The sequence below is a fragment of the Umezawaea sp. genome (assembly GCF_057122925.1).
Window position 1 is genome coordinate 18,600 of sequence record NZ_DBNGPQ010000015.1, and the last position, 17,567, is coordinate 36,166.

Annotated in this window: 16 protein-coding genes; 8 read left to right on the top strand and 8 right to left on the bottom strand. The window is 72.4% G+C overall.

Going from position 1 to position 17,567, the window contains the following annotated elements; genetic code table 11:
- The first annotated feature begins 113 nt into the window (after positions 1 to 113).
- The 4 genes from AC156L_RS02480 (at position 114) to AC156L_RS02495 (ending at position 3,870) form a co-directional block, all read left to right on the top strand.
- Complete coding sequence (locus AC156L_RS02480; protein ID WP_330876881.1) at positions 114 to 1,304, top strand: sensor histidine kinase; 1,191 nt, start codon at positions 114 to 116, stop codon at positions 1,302 to 1,304.
- Positions 1,301 to 1,948 carry a response regulator transcription factor gene (locus tag AC156L_RS02485; protein ID WP_330876882.1) on the top strand — a complete coding sequence of 216 codons (648 nt, stop codon included), beginning with the start codon at positions 1,301 to 1,303 and terminating at the stop codon, positions 1,946 to 1,948. Before AC156L_RS02480 ends, AC156L_RS02485 begins: the two co-directional genes overlap by 4 nt.
- 12 nt (positions 1,949 to 1,960) lie before the next feature.
- A complete protein-coding gene (locus AC156L_RS02490; protein ID WP_330876883.1) occupies positions 1,961 to 2,713 on the top strand; it encodes a GNAT family N-acetyltransferase in 753 nt (250 codons plus the stop codon).
- A 140-nt stretch (positions 2,714 to 2,853) separates the two neighbouring features.
- Positions 2,854 to 3,870, top strand: coding sequence for an NADP-dependent oxidoreductase (locus tag AC156L_RS02495; RefSeq protein ID WP_330876884.1), 1,017 nt, complete (start codon positions 2,854 to 2,856; stop codon positions 3,868 to 3,870).
- Here the strand turns inward: AC156L_RS02495 and AC156L_RS02500 are convergent.
- Entirely contained in the window at positions 3,867 to 5,066 is a 1,200-nt protein-coding gene (locus tag AC156L_RS02500) for an amidohydrolase (RefSeq protein WP_330876885.1), read from the bottom strand. The genes AC156L_RS02495 and AC156L_RS02500 overlap by 4 nt on opposite strands.
- A gap of 9 nt (positions 5,067 to 5,075) precedes the next feature.
- Positions 5,076 to 6,701 carry an FAD-binding oxidoreductase gene (locus AC156L_RS02505; protein ID WP_330876886.1) on the bottom strand — a complete coding sequence of 542 codons (1,626 nt, stop codon included), beginning with the start codon at positions 6,699 to 6,701 and terminating at the stop codon, positions 5,076 to 5,078.
- Positions 6,702 to 6,717: 16 nt separating this feature from the next.
- Between AC156L_RS02505 and AC156L_RS02510 the strand changes: the two genes are divergently transcribed.
- Positions 6,718 to 7,290: a TetR/AcrR family transcriptional regulator gene (locus AC156L_RS02510; RefSeq protein ID WP_330876887.1), complete on the top strand. Its 573-nt coding sequence runs from the start codon at positions 6,718 to 6,720 to the stop codon at positions 7,288 to 7,290.
- Positions 7,287 to 8,771 carry a glycerol-3-phosphate dehydrogenase/oxidase gene (locus tag AC156L_RS02515; RefSeq protein WP_330876888.1) on the top strand — a complete coding sequence of 495 codons (1,485 nt, stop codon included), beginning with the start codon at positions 7,287 to 7,289 and terminating at the stop codon, positions 8,769 to 8,771. Before AC156L_RS02510 ends, AC156L_RS02515 begins: the two co-directional genes overlap by 4 nt.
- Before the next feature lie 207 nt (positions 8,772 to 8,978).
- Here the strand turns inward: AC156L_RS02515 and AC156L_RS02520 are convergent, their stop codons facing one another.
- From AC156L_RS02520 to AC156L_RS02530, 3 genes are read right to left on the bottom strand one after another with little or no spacing between them, the layout of a single operon-like run.
- A complete protein-coding gene (locus AC156L_RS02520; RefSeq protein ID WP_330876889.1) occupies positions 8,979 to 10,718 on the bottom strand; it encodes a WXG100 family type VII secretion target in 1,740 nt (579 codons plus the stop codon).
- The gene (locus tag AC156L_RS02525; protein WP_330876890.1) at positions 10,715 to 11,023 is read right to left on the bottom strand and encodes a type VII secretion target; all 309 of its coding nucleotides are present in this window, start codon (positions 11,021 to 11,023) and stop codon (positions 10,715 to 10,717) included. Before AC156L_RS02525 ends, AC156L_RS02520 begins: the two co-directional genes overlap by 4 nt.
- 17 nt (positions 11,024 to 11,040) lie before the next feature.
- Entirely contained in the window at positions 11,041 to 11,484 is a 444-nt protein-coding gene (locus AC156L_RS02530; RefSeq protein WP_330876891.1) for a YbaB/EbfC family nucleoid-associated protein, read from the bottom strand.
- 199 nt (positions 11,485 to 11,683) lie between these two features.
- On the opposite strand from AC156L_RS02530, the gene AC156L_RS02535 reads away from it, so the two are divergent.
- Both AC156L_RS02535 and AC156L_RS02540 read left to right on the top strand, forming a co-directional pair.
- Entirely contained in the window at positions 11,684 to 12,595 is a 912-nt protein-coding gene (locus tag AC156L_RS02535) for an ABC transporter ATP-binding protein (RefSeq protein ID WP_330876893.1), read from the top strand.
- Entirely contained in the window at positions 12,592 to 13,779 is a 1,188-nt protein-coding gene (locus AC156L_RS02540) for an ABC transporter permease (RefSeq protein ID WP_330876892.1), read from the top strand. Before AC156L_RS02535 ends, AC156L_RS02540 begins: the two co-directional genes overlap by 4 nt.
- A 356-nt stretch (positions 13,780 to 14,135) precedes the next feature.
- Here the strand turns inward: AC156L_RS02540 and AC156L_RS02545 are convergent, their stop codons facing one another.
- The 3 genes from AC156L_RS02545 to AC156L_RS02555 all read right to left on the bottom strand — a co-directional run.
- The gene (locus AC156L_RS02545) at positions 14,136 to 15,332 is read right to left on the bottom strand and encodes a cryptochrome/photolyase family protein (RefSeq protein WP_484406545.1); all 1,197 of its coding nucleotides are present in this window, start codon (positions 15,330 to 15,332) and stop codon (positions 14,136 to 14,138) included.
- A gap of 248 nt (positions 15,333 to 15,580) precedes the next feature.
- Positions 15,581 to 16,870 (bottom strand): citrate synthase, encoded by a 1,290-nt coding sequence (locus AC156L_RS02550; RefSeq protein WP_484406547.1) that lies wholly within the window; start codon positions 16,868 to 16,870, stop codon positions 15,581 to 15,583.
- Between the two features lie 55 nt (positions 16,871 to 16,925).
- On the bottom strand, positions 16,926 to 17,567 hold a 642-nt coding region (locus AC156L_RS02555; protein ID WP_484406548.1), incomplete at its 5' end, for a hypothetical protein.

Below are 17,567 nucleotides of genomic sequence, written 5' to 3' on the forward strand. Positions count from 1 at the left end.
TCCGCGTCCCGCACTTCGGCCGACAGGGCGGGCGCCATCGGCCGGATGACCGAGACGGGTGGTGGCCGATCGGCCGACGGCGGCGCGCTCGCCCTGGTCGTAGCGTGTCCGGCGTGGACGGACTACTGGCCCGTGGGCGGGCGCGGACGCAGGGCCTGTGGCCAGTGGCCGGACTGTTCGCGGTGGTGCTGGCCTTCGAGGTGGCGCTGTTCCGCTACGAGGGTTACCGCGCGCTGTTCGCCTGGGCGCCGACGGCGCTGACGTGCGTGTTCGCCGTGCTCTCCCTGCGCAAGCCGGTGGCGGCGGCGATCGGGGCCGCCGGGTCCGTGCTGCTGACCACGTGGTGGGCGAACCTGCTCGGCGCGGACACGATGGCGTACTTCAGCCCCCTGTCGCCCACCGAGACGCTGGCCTGCATGATGATCACCGCCGTGGTGGTGCGGCAGCGCCCCGGTGAGCAGTCCGCGGTCTCGGTGGCCGTGATGGTCGCCGCGGCCGTCTACGCGGCGACGACCCGCGACACGACGCCGTCGTACAGCGTCGTCGACCCGGCGACCGTGTTCCCCACGGCGATGCTGCTGGCGCTGGCGGTCGGCACGGGCCTCTACTTCCGGGCGCGTGACGAGGACCGCGAGCGGTCGATCCACGTGGCCGTGTCGGCCGCGCAGCAGGAGGAGCGGATCGCGCTGGCCCGCGAGCTGCACGACGTGGTCGCGCACCACGTGACGGGGATCGTGGTGCAGGCGCAGGCCGCGCTGACCGTGGCGGACGCGGACCCGCTCGCCGCGCACCGGCTGCTGCCGGGCATCGCGCGCAGCGGCAGCGACGCGCTGACGGCCATGCGCAGGCTGGTGGGGACGCTGCGCGACGAGGGGTCGCGGGTCGGCTCGGCGGACGTGGCGACGACGGACCTGGAGGCGGACGTGCGGGCCGTGGTGGAGCAGGCCCGCGAGTTCGGCACGCCCGTGCGGCTGGCGATGGCCCTGCCGCGACCGGTCCCGCCGGAGGTGGCGCGCTCGATCCTGCGGCTGGTGCAGGAGTCGCTGACGAACGTGCAGAAGCACGCCCGCGACGCGACGGCGGTCGGCGTCGAGCTGTCCACATCGGACGGGAACGTGCGGCTCAGGGTGCACGACGACGGCACCGGCCTGCCCGTCGAGCCGGTCGGGGGCTCGGGCGGCTACGGTCTGATCGGCATGCGGGAACGGGTGGAGCTGCTCGGCGGCCTGTTCTCGGCGGGGCCCACGGGGGTCCGCGGCTGGCAGGTGCTGGCCGAGCTGCCGGTCGAGGGGGGCGCACGATGACGATCCGGGTCCTGATCGCCGACGACCAGGAGATGGTGCGGATCGGGTTCCGGATGATCCTGGAGCACCAGGGGGACATCGAGGTGGTCGCGGACGTGCCGGACGGCGTCTCCGCCGTCGCCAAGGCGCGCGAGCTGCGCCCGGACGTGTGCCTGGTGGACATCCGGATGCCCGGCATCGACGGCCTGGAGGTCACCCGCCAGCTCACCGGCCCCGGTGTGGCGGACCCGGTGAAGGTCGTCGTGGTGACGACGTTCGACCTGGACGAGTACGTGCACACGGCGCTGAGCACGGGTGCGAGCGGGTTCCTGCTCAAGGACGCGGGTCCGGCGCTGCTGGTCGAGGCCGTGCGGGCGGCGGTGCGCGGTGACGCGCTGATCTCGCCGCAGATCACCGTGCGGATGCTGTCGCACTTCACCCAGTCGGGCCCGGTCGCGGACCGGCGGACCGAGAACCTGACCGAGCGCGAGCTGGACGTCGTGCGCGAGGTCGCGAAGGGCTCCACGAACGCCGAGATCGGCGCGGCGCTGTTCCTCTCGCTGTCCACGGTCAAGACGCACCTCGCGTCCGTGCAGGGCAAGCTGGGGGCCCGCAACCGCGTGGAGATCGCCTCCTGGGCTTGGCGTTCGGGTCTGCTCTCCTGATCTGATGCGGGCATGCGTGTCCTCCGCTCCCCCGCCGACGTCGCCGCCGCCAGCCCCGACCCGCTCGTCCGCTGGGCGGCCCAGGCCCTGCTGCCCGACCACGTGGCGCCGGGCGGCGGCGCGTGGGAGCACGGCGGCGCGGTCGGCGTGCTCGCCCCCGCCCTGAACCGGAACGACCGCCTGGTGCTCGCCGGTCCGCCCGAGGGCGTCGCCGCGATCCTGCGCGACCGGGGTCACGGCCCGGCGCTGCGGCCGCTCGTGCCCACCGACCTGGCTCCCGCCGTGCTGGCGCTGCTGCCCGACCACGTGGTGTGGGCGGGCTTCGGCTGGATGGAGCGCACCGGCCACCTCGCCCCCGAGCCCGGCGTGCGCTGGCTGCGCGAGGACGAGCTGGACGCGGCGGAGGCGCTGCTGCGCAAGGTGAACCCGCACGCGTACGTGCTGCCGCGCGAACCGGGCGCGCTGCGCTGGGCGGGCTCGTTCGTGGACGGTGAGCTGGTGGCGGTGGGCGCGGAGGCGTGGAGCGCGCCGCACGTCGGCTTCGTCGGCGGTGTGGCGACGCACCCGGACTTCCGCAGGCGCGGCCTGTCGCGGGCGCTGTGCTCGTTCGTCGTGCACGACCTGCTGGAGCGGCACCCGGCGTGCGCCCTGATGGTCGACAGCGGCAACGCGGCGGCCATCGCCGCGTACCAGGGGCTGGGGTTCGCCTACCGGGGTGTGACGGTCCTGCTGGCGTCGGAGGTGGCGGCCGCGCTACGGGGGTGACTAGGGGTGTCCAGCGTCCCGTGCACGGCGTCACACTCGGGTTCTGCGGAACCGGGAACACCGGTGCACGCTGGAGGCGTTGACCCCTGGGTCAACTACGAAACGGCGCAGTTCCGTAAAACAGGAGAAAGGCCGCACCCATGACCGTCCCGAACACCGCACTGGAGATCCACCTCGCGTCCCGCCCCGACGGGTACCCGACCGAGGAGAACTTCACGGTGGCCGAGGTCGAGGTCCGCCATCCCGCCGAGGGCGAGATCCTGGTGCGCAACCTCTGCATGAGCGTCGACCCGTACATGCGCGGCCGGATGAACGACGTCAAGTCCTACGTGCCGCCGTTCCAGATCGGGCAGGTGCTCGACGGCGGCGCCGTCGGCGAGGTCGTGGTCTCGAACTCCCCCGAGTTCCAGGTCGGCGACACCGTCCTGCACGGACAGGGCTGGCGCGAGTACTCGACCCTCGGCGCGGACCACGCCGTGCGGGTCGACCCCGACGTGGCCCCGATCAGCGCCTACCTCGGCGTGCTCGGGATGCCCGGCATCACCGCCTACGCGGGCCTGCTGCGGGTCGGCGAGTTCAAGGAGGGCGACGTCGTCTTCGTCTCCGGCGCGGCCGGTGCGGTGGGCGCGATCGTCGGCCAGGTCGCCAAGCTGCGCGGCGCGTCGAAGGTCATCGGCAGCGCGGGGTCGGCCGAGAAGGTCAAGCACCTGGTGGAGGACCTGGGCTTCGACGCCGCGTTCAACTACAAGGACGAGGGGCCGGTCGTCAAGCACCTGGCCGAACTCGCCCCCGAGGGCATCGACCTCTACTTCGACAACGTGGGCGGCGAGCACCTCGAAGCCGCCATCACGCTGCTCCGCACGTTCGGCCGCGTGGTGCTGTGCGGCGCGATCTCCCAGTACAACGACAAGTCCGTCCCCGGCCCGAGGAACCTGGCCGCCGCGATCGGCAAGCGCCTGACGCTGCGCGGGATGCTCGCCAACGACCACGGCGACCTGCGCGACGAGTTCGTGCGCGAGGTCGGCGGCTGGATCGCCGAGGGCAAGCTGCACTACACCGAGACGGTGGTCGAGGGCGGCGTCGCCAAGGCCCCGTCCGCGTTCGTGGGCATGCTGCGCGGCGAGAACACCGGCAAGATGCTGGTCAAGCTCGCCTAGAGCAGTTCCCCGCCGGCCGCGACCACGCGCCCCTCGTGCACGACGAGGGTGCGCGGGGCGCGGTCCATCACGGCGGCCGCCACGGAGTCGCCGGGCACGACGACCAGGTCCGCCCGCGATCCCTCGGTGATGCCGTGCCCGGTCTCGCCCAGCACGGCCGCACCGCCGCGGGTGGCGACGTCCACGCACATCTCGATCAGCGAGTCGTCGCGGAACCCGTTGCGGTAGGCCAGTTGCCACGTGCGGTCGAGCATGTCGCCGTTGCCGTAGGGCGACCAGTAGTCGCGCATCCCGTCCTGCCCGAGCCCGACGCGCACGCCCTCCCAGCGCAACTGCCGCAGCGGCAGCGGGTCCCGCACGCCGGGAGCCACGGTCGTGACCGCGATGTCGTTCTCCGCCAGCGCCTCCACGAGCTGCCGCCGCCGGTCGTCGTCCACGGTGGACAGCGCGAAGCAGTGGCTGATCGTCACGTCGCCGCGCATGTCCAGCGCGGCGGTCCGCTCGCAGATCAGCTCGACCTGGAACGCGCCGAGCGACCCCGCGTCGTGCAGGTGCACGTCGACCCCGCGCTGGTGCTTGTCCGCCAGCCCGAACACGACGTCCAGGTGCCGCACCGGATCGCGGTCGTAGCCCGCCGGGTCCAGGCCGCCGACGAGGTCGGCGCCCGCGCGCAGCGCGGCCTCCAGCAGGTCGGCCGTGCCCTTGTCGCGCAGGACCCCGCACTGCGGGAACGCCACCACCTGCACGGACGCCCGCGCGGCGTGGGCCTCCCGCGCCGCCAGCACGCCCTCCAGCCGCTCCAGCCCGGAGTCCGCGTCCACCTGCGCGTGGCTGCGCACGAACGTGGCCCCGCCCGCGATGGTCCGGCCGAGGGTGAACGTGGCGCGCGTGGCCACGTCCTGCTCGGCCGACCGCCAGTTCCGCCGGTCGTTGTCGACCAGCTCCGCCAGCCCGGCGCCCGCGCTGTGGGGGCGGAAGGGCAGGCCGAGCCGCGTCGAGTCCAGGTGCGCGTGCGCGTCGGTGAACGACGGCAGCAGCACCCCGCCCCTCCCGTCGACCTCGGGCACCCCGGCGGACGGGGCGAGCCCCGTGCCGACGGACGACACCACGCCCGCCAGGCACAGGACGTCGACCTCGGGCACGTCTGGCCCGCCCGGCCAGGGCCGCACGGAACGGATGAGCAGGTCACCGGTCATCGCCAGAGGCTAACCCCGGAACCGCTCGGACGGGATGAGCTTGCCGGGGTTGAGCACACCGGTGGGGTCGAGCGCGTGCTTGACGGCGGCGAGCACGTCCACGCCGAGCCCGCCGATCTCGGCCTCCAGGTACGGCGCGTGGTCCACGCCCACCGCGTGGTGGTGGCTGATGGTCCCCAGCCCGGCGATGGCCTCGCTGGCCGCGGCCTTGGCGACCGTCCACTGCCCCACCGGGTCGTCGGCGTCCCTCGGCGCGAGCACGGTGAAGTACAGCGACGCCCCGGTCTCGTAGGCGTGGGACACGTGGCACATCACCACGGCGTTCCCGAGCGCGTCGCGCAGCGCGTGCCGGACGGCGTCCCGCAGCTCGGTCAGGCGCGACCAGTGGGCGGCGGTCTCCAGCGTCTCCACGCACACGCCGACGTCGAGCAGCACGTCGCGCTGCCGCGGGCCGTTGAACCGCCCGTGCCGCCACGCCTCGCCCATCGCCGTGCCCAGCCGCACGGCCCCGCTGACGAGCCGCAGCGTCGCGGCCCGCCGCGCCAGCACCTCCCGCGAGGACCCGCCGTGCCAGCCCAGGACCAGCAGGCACGGCCGCCGCACGCCGCGCGCCTTCAGGTACGCGCGCACGGCCGCCGCCTTGACCCCGCCCGCCAGCGCGAGCGACACCTCGGTCTCGTCCTCGTCGGACAGCCGCGTCACGTCGGCGAGCACCCGCGCCTGCGCCAGCGCCCGCACCACGGCCTGCCCGGCCTCCCAGCCGTCGACGACGAACCCCTCGTACCGCTCCACCGCGGGCTTCGGCCGCACCCGCAGCGACACCTCGGTGATCACCCCGAACGCGCCCTCGCTGCCCACCACGAGCTGCCGCAGGTCGGGCCCCGCGGCGGAGGCGGGCGCGGCTCCCAGCACCCACTCCCCGGCGGGCGTGGCGACCCGGACCCCCTCGACCATGTCCTCGAACCGCCCGTACCCGGACGACGCCTGCCCGGCGGACCGGGTGGCGGCGAACCCGCCGATGGTCGCCCGCTCGAACGACTGCGGCACGTGGCCCACCGTCAGCCCGTGCGGCGCCAGCAGCCGTTCGGCCTCGGGCGCGGTGACCCCGGCCTGGAGCACCGCGATCCGCGACACCGGGTCGACCGACACCAGCCGGTCCAGCCGTCCGAGGTCCAGCGCCACCACGGCGGCCTTGTCCCCGCGCAGCGCGGCGACGCCGCCGACGACGGACGTGCCACCGCCGAACGGCACCACGGCCACGTCGTGCTCGACGCACAGCGCGAGCACCGCCACCACCTGCTCCGGCGATCCGGGCAGCACCACCGCGTCCGGCGCGGCCAGCTCCCCACCGGCCCGGTGGCGCAGCAGGTCCACGTAGGACAGCCCGCCCGCGCGACCGAGCCGGGAGGCCCGGTCCAGCCGCACGTGCCCGGCGCCCACGACCGCTCCGAGGGCGTCGCGCGCGGCCTCGGGCAGCGCCGACGCGGGCACCTCCAGCGCCGAGTCGGGCGCGGCGGGCGTGCGCCGGGGCCGCAGCCCGATCCGGCCGCCGAGCCACGTCAGCGCGTGCGGCGGCAGCACGCCCCCGGCCGGGCTCCAGCCGCCACGCAGGTTCTGGTCGATGCGCTCTCCCATGGGTACAGTGTTACACATGACGTCTCAACGTCACACTGATGACGACCTGCTGGACGCCGCCCGCGACTGCGTGGTGGAGGTCGGCGTACGACGCACGACCCTCACCGACGTGGCGAAGCGGGCCGGTGTCAGCCGCATGACCCTCTACCGCCGCTTCCCCGACGTCAGCGCGCTGGTCAGAACCCTCATGACCAGGGAGTTCACCGCGCTGCTGCACGGCGTGGAGCACGATCAGGCACCCGGCAACGCCCGCGAGCGCCTGGTCGGCCACGCCACCGCGGCCATCCGCCTGCTGGCGGGCAACGCGCTCATGCGCCGCGTGCTGGACCTGGACGCGGAACTCATGCTCCCGTACCTCGTGGAACGCCTGGGCAGCACGCAGCGGCTGGTCGAGCGGTTCCTCGTCGACCAGCTCCGCGCGGGCCACCAGGACGGCTCGGTCCGCCGGGGCGACCCGAGGGCGCAGGCCAGGCTGGTCCTGCTGACCACGCAGGCCCTGGTCCTGTCCGTCCGCCCGGCCACCACGGACCTCGACTTCGACGACCTCGTCGACGAGCTGGCCCGCTACCTCGACGCGGCGCTGACGTGAGCACCTCGCTGAACGCCGCCCGCAGGGCGAGGGAGCTGGCCGCGCTCGCGGGCGGCGAGGTGGTGGACCTCCTCGTCGTCGGCGGCGGCGTCACCGGCGCGGGCGTGGCGCTGGACGCGGCGGCGCGCGGCCTGTCCGTGTGCCTGCTGGAGGCGCACGACCTCGCCTTCGGCACGTCCCGCTGGTCGAGCAAGCTCGTGCACGGCGGCCTGCGCTACCTGGCCCACGGCGACCTCGGGCTGGCGCGCGAGAGCGCGGTGGAACGCGGCATCCTGATGACCCGCACCGCCCCCCACCTGGTGCGAGCCCTGCCGCAGCTCGTGCCGCTGCACGGCGGCGACCGGGGTTCGATCGTCATGGCGGGCCTGCGCGCGGGCGACGCCCTGCGCCGGACGGCCCGCACCCCGAGCGCGCTGCTCCCCGCCCCGCGCCGGATCCCTGGGGCCGAGGCGCTGGCGCTGGTCCCCGGACTGCGCCGCGCGGACCTGCGCGGCGGGCTCCTCGGCTACGACGGCCAGCTCACCGACGACGCCCGCCTCGTGGTCGCGCTCGCCCGCACCGCCGCGGGCCTGGGCGCCCGCGTCCTCACCAGGGCGAAGGTCACCACCCTGACCGGCGGCGGCGCGGAGGCCGTGGACACCACGACCGGCACGACCTTCGAGGTCCGCGCCCGCGCGGTCGTCAACGCCACCGGCGTCTGGGCGGGCACGCTCGTGGACCGGATCGACCTGCGCCCTTCCCGCGGCTCGCACCTGGTCCTCGACGCCGCGACGGCGGGCGTCCGCGACACCGCGCTGACCGTGCCGGTCCCCGGCGAGCGCAACCGGTACGCCCTCGTGCTGCCCCAGGAGAACGGCAGGGTCTACGTGGGCCTGACCGACGAACTGGTGGACGGGCCCGTTCCCGACGTCCCGGACGTCCCGCAGTCCGATGTGGACTTCCTGCTGGGCGTCGTTTCCTCGGTGCTGGAACGGGAACTGGGCCCGCGGGACGTGCTGGGCAGCTTCGCGGGCCTGCGCCCGCTGCTGGCGGACGTCGGGGACAGGGGCGCGGACCTGTCGCGCAAGCACGCCGTGCTCATGTCGTCGGACGGCGTGCTCACGGTGGTGGGCGGCAAGCTCACCACCTACCGGAGGATGGCGGAGGACGCCGTGACCGCGGCGGTGCGGCGGCACCACCTCTCGGCGGGCCCGTGCCGCACCGCGAACCTGCCCCTGGTCGGCGCGACGGGCGGTCCCGTGACCGCGCCGCAGCGGCTGAAGTCCAGGTACGGCACCGAATCGGCGGCACTGGTCGCCCTGAACAGGCCGGAGCCGGTCTCGCGCGACGTCACCGCGGCCGAGGTCCTCTGGGCCGCGCGGCACGAGGGCGCGCTGACCGTCGACGACGTCCTGGACCGGCGGACGAGGATCGGGCTGGTGCGGGCAGAACGACGAGCGGCGGAAGCGGCCGTCGCGGACCTGCTGGCGGAACAGGAGTAGAGCCGTGACGGCGGCCCGCGCCGAAGGGCAGGGCCGTTGACCACGGCACTGGCGACCGTGACGGCGGCCCGCGCCGAAGGGCGGGGCTGCCAGCCGCAGCGCTGGCGGCCGGCGCCGAAGGACGGGGGCCGCCAGCCACGGCGCTGGTGTCCGTGCGCCCTCCGCCTGGCGGAGGGCGCACGGACACCGGTGTTCACCTCTGGGGCATTACTCCCCGATGACCGGCTTGGCGGCCTTGGGGGCCTCCATCAGCTCGTCGCCTTCGAGCCGGACCTTGCGCTGGTGGTCCTTGCCACCGCCGCCCTGTCCGGCCCCCATGGGCGCACCGCCCATCATGCCGCCGCCGACGCCGCCACCGTGCGCGCCGCCGCCACCGCCACCACCGGCACCGCCGCCACCGACGGCCGCGGACCCCGACGTCCCGGTCGGGAGGATCCCGGTCGCGCCACCGGGCTGCATGGCCCCACCGGCGCCACCACCACCGGCACCGCTCGCGGTGGCGAGCCCGGCGGCACCACCACCGGAGAAGCCACCGCCACCGCCGGAGAACCCACCGCCCCCTCCACCGGGGAGCGGGCCGAGGCCACCGGGCTTGCTGGCGGTCGTGTGCACGTCACCGGCCGTCCCCGGAGGGGGTGTGAAGGCGGGCGTGAACCCCGGCGTCCCGGGGGAGGGGGTGTGGCCGGGCGCACCGGGGGAGGACGTGGAGCCCGACGGGAACCCCGGCGCACCGGGAACGGGCGGGTAGCCGGGCACACCGGGAGACGGGGTGAACCCCGGCACGCCGGGCACACCGGGAGGAGGCGTGTAGCCCGGTCGGACGGGCTGGCCGCCGGATCCGGAGGGCGTGCCCCCGTAACCGGGGTAGCCGCCCCCCGGCCCGCCCACGACCGGGGGCTGGGCGACCGCGCCGCCGGACGCGGCGGGCGCGTCGGACACCCACCGACCGGGCTCCCAGTGCCCGGCGCCCGGAACCGTCGGGGGTGCCGCGACCTGGCCGCCGGCCGAACCGCTGGTCCCGGTCGTGCCGGTCCCGGCACCGGACGAGCCGGGGTTCGTGTACCGCCCGTCGGCCTGCTGCCGGAGCTGGTCGACCTGGCCCTGGTTCATCCCCAGTCCGCCCGCGGATGGCCGGTTGCTGGTCGGTCCGCCACCCGCACCACCGCCCGCGGCGCCCTTGTGGCTCATGGCCGTGATCGCGTCGACGATCTGCTTCGCCGTCTGCGCGACGGAGGCGACCTGCTTCACCAGGTTCATCAGCTTCGTCAGCGAGGACGCAAGCTTGGACAGGAAGTCCGACAGCTTCTTCGCGTAGTTGCACGCCATCGTCACGATGTCCGCGATGGCCGCACCGATGGCCGCGCCGAAGGTGAAGGTCGACGCCGTGAGCCACTGGATGATCTTCATGACCATCTTGGACACGGCGTCGGAGATCAGGTCCATGATCATCTTGCGGACGGTGCCCACGAGCTGACCGGCCCCGGCCACCGCGCCGGAGATCCCGGCGCAGGCCTTGGACAGCGTCTCCAGCCCGGTCGCGTGGTTGCCCGCGGCCCCGCGGTAGGCGTCGGCCGTGCGCCCCTGCCAGCCGCGCGTCTGCTCGACGGCGCTGCGCTTGTAGTCCCCCGCGATGGAGGACACCTGCGTACCGGCGGACTTCCAGCTCTCCGCCATCTTCGCGATCGCCTGCGGGTCGCCGAGCAGCGCGTCGAACGGCTCCCGCAGGAAGTCCACGTGCTGCATCGCCCAGCTGAACCCGGCCGACATGAAGCCGCTCAGCGGGTTGCTCGCCAGCCCCACGATGTCCATGGCGCTGTTGGCGATGCCGAGCCCCGCGGTGACCCAGTCGCCGCGCTCCACCGCGGAGACCGTGCCCTGCACGTCCTTGAACAGGTTGGACGGGTCGCGGCCCTGCGCGGTGCCCGACTGCGCGGTCTGCGTGTTCATTCCGCGACCTTTCCGGTGAAGCCGAAGGCGTTGTCCCGGTCGATGGCCTCGTAGAGGTCGGCGACCTCCTTGAGCCCGATGGCCATGTCGTTCACCGACGTGGTCGCCTTGCCCAGGATGTCCTGCGACCCGCCCGCGACCTTCAGCAGGAACTCGGCGAGGAAGCCGCCGAACACCCCGAAGGCCTCGGTCGACAGCGACGGGTCCGCGGTCTTGGTGGCCGCGAGCATCCGCTGGCTCAACTGGTCCACGGTGGTGGCGTGCGCCCGAACCTCGGCCGGACTCACGTTGAAGGAGTCGAACATCGTCAGGTACCCCCTGCTCAGCCCATGACTTCCGGCGGGTTGGTGAAGTAGTCGTCGTCCGGCCTGGTGTCCCGACGCTTCTCGGGGACCTCCGGTTCCGCTTCGTCCGTTCCGTCACCCGAATAGCCGTGCGGCATCTGGGCCTTCACGAAGTCCAGGGCCGGGCTCTCGCCGACGAACTCGGTCATGATCTCGACCACGCGGCCCGCCGCGGCCCGCTGCGCCTGGCTGGACGCCGCGAGCACCGCGCTGGCGATCCGCTCGGGGTCCACATCGCGCACACCGGGGCGCAGGATGAGGTTCTCCAGGGCCCCCGACGCGTTGACCGTGACCGTGATCAGCCCGTCCGGCGAGGTGGCGCTGCCACCCACACCGCCGAGCTGGGTCTCGGCCTGCGCCGCGTTCCGCTTGGCCTGGTCGATCTTCTGCCCGTACTGAGCGAGCCACTGGTCAGGCTCCATGATCACCCCTTGGAGACTTGGGGCTACCGCCCACGACACGTTGGACCGCGGTCGACCCGTTTCGGTTCCGCGGACCCGTATCGTGTCATCGGAATCCTCTGGATCAGGGAACATGTGGTGGGATACAGCCGTTCGGCCGCACTCGATGCCACCCGTCCGGCGGATCGCACGAGGCGTGACCAACCAGGAGGAGAGCACCGTGGCTCAGGGGGTGCTGGAGATCGACCGGATCTCCAAGCGCTACGGCGAGGTCGTGGCCCTGCGGGACATGACCTTCGAGGTCCGAGCGGGTGAGCTGTTCGGGTTCGTCGGCAGCAACGGCGCGGGCAAGACGACCGCGATGCGGATCGCGCTGGGCGTGCTGGCCGCGGATTCGGGCGAGGTGAGGTGGAATGGAGCACCCATCACGTTCGAGACCCGCCGTCGGATCGGCTACATGCCGGAGGAGCGCGGGCTCTACCCGAAGATGAAGGTGCTGGAGCAGCTCGTGTACCTGGCCGAGCTGCACGGCCTGACGACCAACGACGCGCACCGGTCGGCGGAGAACTGGATCGCCCGCCTCGGCGTGCGCGACCGCCGCAACGACGAGGTGCAGAAGCTGAGCCTCGGCAACCAGCAGCGCGTGCAGCTCGCCGCGGCGCTGGTGCACGAGCCGGACGTGCTGGTCCTGGACGAGCCGTTCTCCGGCCTCGACCCGGTGGCGGTGGACGTGATGAGCCAGGTGCTGCGGGAGAAGGCTTCCGCGGGCGTGCCCGTGGTGTTCTCCAGCCACCAGCTCGACCTGGTCGAGCGGCTGTGCGACCGCATCGGGATCGTCCGAAGTGGAGCGATGGTGGCCTGCGGCACCGTGGACGAGCTGCGCGCGGGCGGCGAGACCCGCCTGGTCGTCGACGCGCCGGGCGCGGTGAACGGCTGGGCGGCTGGCGTGCCGGGCGTGCGGGTGGTCGAGGAGCGCGGCACGCGGACGACGCTGGACCTCTCCCCCGACGCCGACGACCAGGCCGTCCTGCACGCCGCGCTGGCCACCGGCCCGGTCCGGGAGTTCAGCAGGCAGCGGCCGTCGCTGACCGAGTTGTTCCGCAACGTGGTGACCGAGGAGGAAACGGCATGACGAGGCTCAGCCCGAGCCGGGCGGTGCTCCTGGTCGCCCGCAGGGAGTTCCTCGGCAAGGTCCGCACCCGCTCGTTCCTGATCGGCACCCTGGTGATCGTCGCGGTGCTGGCCGCGTACGTGCTGCTCCAAACAGTCCTGTTCGACCAGTCGAACCGCAGCACCGTGGGCCTGAGCGGCCAGTCGACCGTCCTGGCCGAGCCGCTGCGGCAGACAGCCCAGTCGTTCGGCCGCGAGGTAGCCACGATCGACGTCACCGACCCCGCGGCGGCCGAGGAACAGGTCCGCAAGGGCGACCTGGACGTGCTGATCACCGGCGCACCGGACGCGCTGCGCGTGGTCGTGAAGGAGAGCCTGAACAGCGAGCTGCGGAACGCGCTGGACACGATCGTGAAGCAGCAGGCCCTCAACGCCCAGCTGGCGGAAGCGGGCCTGGACCCGAACACGGTCGCGAAGAACACGGCCGCCGCCAAGGTCACGGTGGTGGCACTGGAACCGGAGGACTCCCAGCAGGGCCAACGCCTGGCGATCGGCCTGGTCATCGCGGCCCTGCTCTACTACTCGCTCCTCGTCTACGGAACGATGGTCGCCCAGGGCGTGGTCGAGGAGAAGTCCAGCCGCGTGGTGGAAATCCTGCTGGCCACCCTCCGCCCGTGGCAACTGCTCCTGGGCAAGGTGATGGGCCTGGGAGCGGTGGGCCTGCTGCAACTGGTCCTGATCGGCGGCACGGGCCTGATCCTCTCGTCGACCACGGGCGTGATCGACCTGACCGGCGTAGCAGGCGGCGCACTCGCGACAGGCGTCCTGTGGTACCTGCTGGGCTTCTTCTTGTACGCCACCATCTTCGCCGCGGCAGCATCACTGGTATCGCGCCAGGAGGAACTGCAATCGGTGGTGACCCCGATCAGCACGGTCATCATCATCGCGTTCGTGGTGGGCATCAACCTCCTGATCCAGGACCCCTCGGGCACCACGGTGACAATCCTGTCGATGCTCCCCCCGTTCGCCCCGATCCTCATGCCGGGAAGAATGGCCATCGGAGCAGCCCCGCTCTGGCAGGTACTACTGGCCATCGCGCTGGCCGTAGCGGCAGCAGCAGCGATCACCTGGCTAGGCGGCAGAATCTACGCGAACGCAGTACTGAGGACAGGCTCAAGAGTAAAACTCCGAGAAGCACTCAGGTAAAACCAGCAAGGGACTCACCCCCGAGCCACCGAGCCACCGAGCCACCGCAAGAGACTCAGCCACCGCACCAACCGGGGCCAACCGGCAAGGGACTGAGCCCCCACCCCACTGGGGCCGACCAGCAATGGACTCATCCCCGGACCAACCGGGGCTCACAGCCAACCGGAACCGCCTGCCCAACCACCTCACCACCCCCAACCTCTCCCCCACGGCCCCCTCCCCACCCCGCCCCGCCCGCAAAAACCCTCATGGCCGAACACCGTTTGTCAAGGCATCTTTCCCGCCTTGACAAACGGTGTTCGGCCATGGAGACAATGCCAAGAGCGGGGCAAGGGGCCTCACCCCTTCACCACCCCCTACCGGGCCAAAGCCACCTGCCGCTCATGAGCATGATCCACAATAGGATCCCGAGGCTGGTGAACGGCCTTCCCCTCCACCCCCCGCAACTCCTCCACGTACCGACGCACATAATCCCCGGACGGATCGAACTTCTCCCCCTGCACAACGGGGTTGAAAACCCGAAAATAAGGAGAAGCATCAGTCCCGGACCCGGCAACCCACTGCCACCCGTGCTGATTAGAGGCCAAATCACCATCAATCAGGTGATTCATGAAGTGCCGAGCCCCCCACCACCAGGGCAGGTGCAGGTCCTTCACCAGGAAACTGGCGACGATCATCCGCACCCGGTTGTGCATCCACCCCTCCGCGAGCAGCTGCCGCATCCCGGCGTCCACGATCGGGAACCCGGTCCGCCCCTCCTGCCAGGCAGCGAACCGCCCGTCGTCCTCGTCGTGCTCCATCCGGTCGAACCGGGGGTCGTAGTTCTTGGTAGCGGTCTCCGGCCGGTGCCACAGCACGTCCGCGTAGAACTCCCGCCAAGCCAACTCGGACCGGAAAGTCGCCTCCCCCTCACCCTGACCCAACTCCGCCAACAGCGTGCGCGGGTGCAACACCCCCCACCGCAGGTAGGGCGAGAGCCGACTGGTCGCATCCAGGTCGGGACGATCGCGCGCCGTCTTGTAGTCCGGCAACCGCTCGTCCCGGAACTTCTCCCACAACGGCATCGGATCCGCGACGGCCTCACCGCCGGGGAGCTTCTCCCCACCCGACCGGGAAATCCAGTCCACAGTGGACGAATCGGTGCGGGCGGGCTCGCGCCAACCGTGTTCGGCCCAAGCCCGGCGGAACGGCGTGAACACCTTGAACGGCGTCCCGTCGCCCTTGCGCACCCGACCGGGGGCCACCGCGTACGGCGACCCGGACCGGACGAGCTCGACGTCCCCCAACGCCTCCTCCACAGCCGCGTCCCGCACCCGCCCGTAGGGCCCGTAGTCGGCGGAGACGTGCACGCTGTCCGCGCCGGCGGCGACCCGCGGCACGACCTCGACGGGGTTGCCGCGCACCACGTGCAGCCGCCCACCCAACTGCGCGTCCAACCCGCGCAGGCACCGGTACAGGTACTCGGTGCGAGCAGGCCCGGCCGAAGCCAGCAACCGGTCGTCCAGCACGAACAGCCCGAGGGCGGACGACGAACGCTCGGCGGCGCTGAGCAACGCCGGGTGATCGGCGGTGCGCAGGTCACGGCGGAACCAGATGACAGTCGGAGGAGCCACCGCCCAACGCTAGATCCGCCCACGCCCCGTCGCACAACGGAAGCGCACCCACCGCACGATCGCATGACGACCCACCCGACCAGCGGCACCACCACCCGCCCGACCCACGGCACCACCCACCCGACCCCGCGAACGACGAAGGCCCGCACCTCCACCGAGGCACGGGCCTTGTGCGCGAACGGGGCGAACTACCTCTTGTCCATCGTGAGGAAGTCGCGCTCCGCCGGGCCGACGTAGATCTGCCGCGGACGGCCGATCTTGGTGGCCGGGTCCTGGATCATCTCGCGCCAGTGCGCGATCCAGCCGGGGAGGCGGCCCAGTGCGAACAGGACGGTGAAGAACTTCGTCGGGAAGCCCATCGCCCGGTAGATCAGGCCGGTGTAGAAGTCGACGTTCGGGTAGAGCTTGCGGGACACGAAGTACTCGTCCGCGAGCGCCACCTCTTCGAGCTTCTTGGCGATCTCCAGCAGCTCGTCGTCGCCGCCGAGCTTGGCGAGGATCTCGTCCGCCGTCTTCTTGATGATCGCGGCACGCGGGTCGTAGTTCTTGTAGACCCGGTGGCCGAAGCCCATCAGGCGAACGCCCTCCTCCTTGTTCTTGACCTTGTTCACGAAGGCGGCGACGTCACCCCCGTCGTTGCGGATCTTCTCCAGCATCTCCAGGACCGCGCTGTTGGCGCCGCCGTGCAGCGGGCCGAACAGGGCGTTGATGCCCGCGGAGATGGACGCGAACAGGTTGGCCTCGGACGAGCCGACCAGGCGCACGGTCGACGTGGAGCAGTTCTGCTCGTGGTCGGCGTGCAGGATGAAGAGCAGGTCGAGGGCCTTCACCAGGTCGGGGTCGACGTCGTACGGCTCGGCCGGGAAACCGAAGGTCATGCGGAGGAAGTTCTCCACGAGACCGAGCGAGTTGTCCGGGTAGAGGAACGGCTGGCCCACGGACTTCTTGTACGCGTACGCCGCTATGGTCGGCACCTTCGCGAGGAGGCGGATCGTGGAGATCTCCACCTGCGTCGCGTCGAACGGGCTCAGGCTGTCCTGGTAGAACGTGGACAGCGCGGAGACCGCCGAGGACAGCACCGGCATGGGGTGGGCGTCGCGCGGGAACCCCTTGAAGAACTGCTTGAGGTCCTCGTGCAGCAGCGTGTGTCGCCGGATCCGCTGGTCGAACTGCTGCAGCTGGTCGGCCGTGGGCAGCTCGCCGTAGATCAGCAGGTAGCTGACCTCGAGGAAGGTGGATCGCTCCGCCAGCTGGTCGATGGGATATCCGCGGTAGCGCAGGATCCCGGCGTCGCCGTCGATGTAGGTGATCGCGGACGTGGTCGACGCGGTGTTGCCGAAGCCGTTGTCGTAGGTGACGCGGCCGGTCGACGTCAGCAGCTTGCCCACGTCGAGGCCGTTGGCTCCCTCCGTTGCCGGAACGACGCTCAGGGGCAGTTCTCCACCGGGGTAGCTCAGGGCTACGTCTGATTCGGTCACGACATCGGACGCTACTGCCTCCGTCCCCGTTCTCGCGCCCGGGGCGGGACCGAGGTCAGGCCGACGACGCCGCGGTGGCCTGCAGCTGCCGAGGGCGGGGACCCCAGCCGGGGGAGCCGAGCAGGCGCTGCAGCCAGTCGAGGGCCTCCTCGGTCAGGGGCAGCTCACCGGCCACGGAGGGCGCGACGTGCCGCGGGCGGGCGGTGTCGACGCTGACGTCACCGCACTCCTCCGGGGTCTGTCCGAGTCCGGCGAGCAGCTCCACGAGAACCGCGGTGCTGCGCGCGCCCGTCACGTCGTCGTCCGCGGCGAACGGCAGGCTGACCGAGAGCCGGGGGTGGGTCGCGGCGAGGGAGAGCAACCGTGCACTCCACGCCGGCTCGTGCTCCCAGCCGGGCGCGATGCGCACGCCCAGCGACGGGCCGGCGTCGCGGTGGGTCAGCGCGAAGACGTCGGCCTGGACCCCCTCGTCGGCCAGGTCCCGGAGGGAACCGAGGGCGGCCGACGGGGGCAGACTCCCGGCATCCGGGCCGCCGACGAAGGAGACCAGCGCCGCCCCGTAGCGCGGCTCCTCGACGGGGGTCCCGAGCTCGTCGACGTCGATTGCCGAGCTCCGCCGCGCCTGGGCGTACAGCGCCTCCATGGCGGCGGTCCACCCTTCCCCGCCGTGTACCTCGGCGACGGCGTCCCGCGCCTC

What these genes read in the sequence shown, in the direction of transcription:
- AC156L_RS02485 (WP_330876882.1), top strand. Translation starts at nt 1,301, where the DNA reads ATGACGATCCGGGTCCTGATCGCCGACGACCAGGAGATGGTGCGGATC.
- AC156L_RS02490 (WP_330876883.1), top strand. Translation starts at nt 1,961, where the DNA reads ATGCGTGTCCTCCGCTCCCCCGCCGACGTCGCCGCCGCCAGCCCCGAC.
- AC156L_RS02495 (WP_330876884.1), top strand. Translation starts at nt 2,854, where the DNA reads ATGACCGTCCCGAACACCGCACTGGAGATCCACCTCGCGTCCCGCCCC.
- AC156L_RS02500 (WP_330876885.1), bottom strand. Translation starts at nt 5,066, where the DNA reads ATGACCGGTGACCTGCTCATCCGTTCCGTGCGGCCCTGGCCGGGCGGG.
- AC156L_RS02505 (WP_330876886.1), bottom strand. Translation starts at nt 6,701, where the DNA reads ATGGGAGAGCGCATCGACCAGAACCTGCGTGGCGGCTGGAGCCCGGCC.
- AC156L_RS02510 (WP_330876887.1), top strand. Translation starts at nt 6,718, where the DNA reads ATGACGTCTCAACGTCACACTGATGACGACCTGCTGGACGCCGCCCGC.
- AC156L_RS02520 (WP_330876889.1), bottom strand. Translation starts at nt 10,718, where the DNA reads ATGAACACGCAGACCGCGCAGTCGGGCACCGCGCAGGGCCGCGACCCG.
- AC156L_RS02525 (WP_330876890.1), bottom strand. Translation starts at nt 11,023, where the DNA reads ATGTTCGACTCCTTCAACGTGAGTCCGGCCGAGGTTCGGGCGCACGCC.
- AC156L_RS02530 (WP_330876891.1), bottom strand. Translation starts at nt 11,484, where the DNA reads ATGGAGCCTGACCAGTGGCTCGCTCAGTACGGGCAGAAGATCGACCAG.
- AC156L_RS02540 (WP_330876892.1), top strand. Translation starts at nt 12,592, where the DNA reads ATGACGAGGCTCAGCCCGAGCCGGGCGGTGCTCCTGGTCGCCCGCAGG.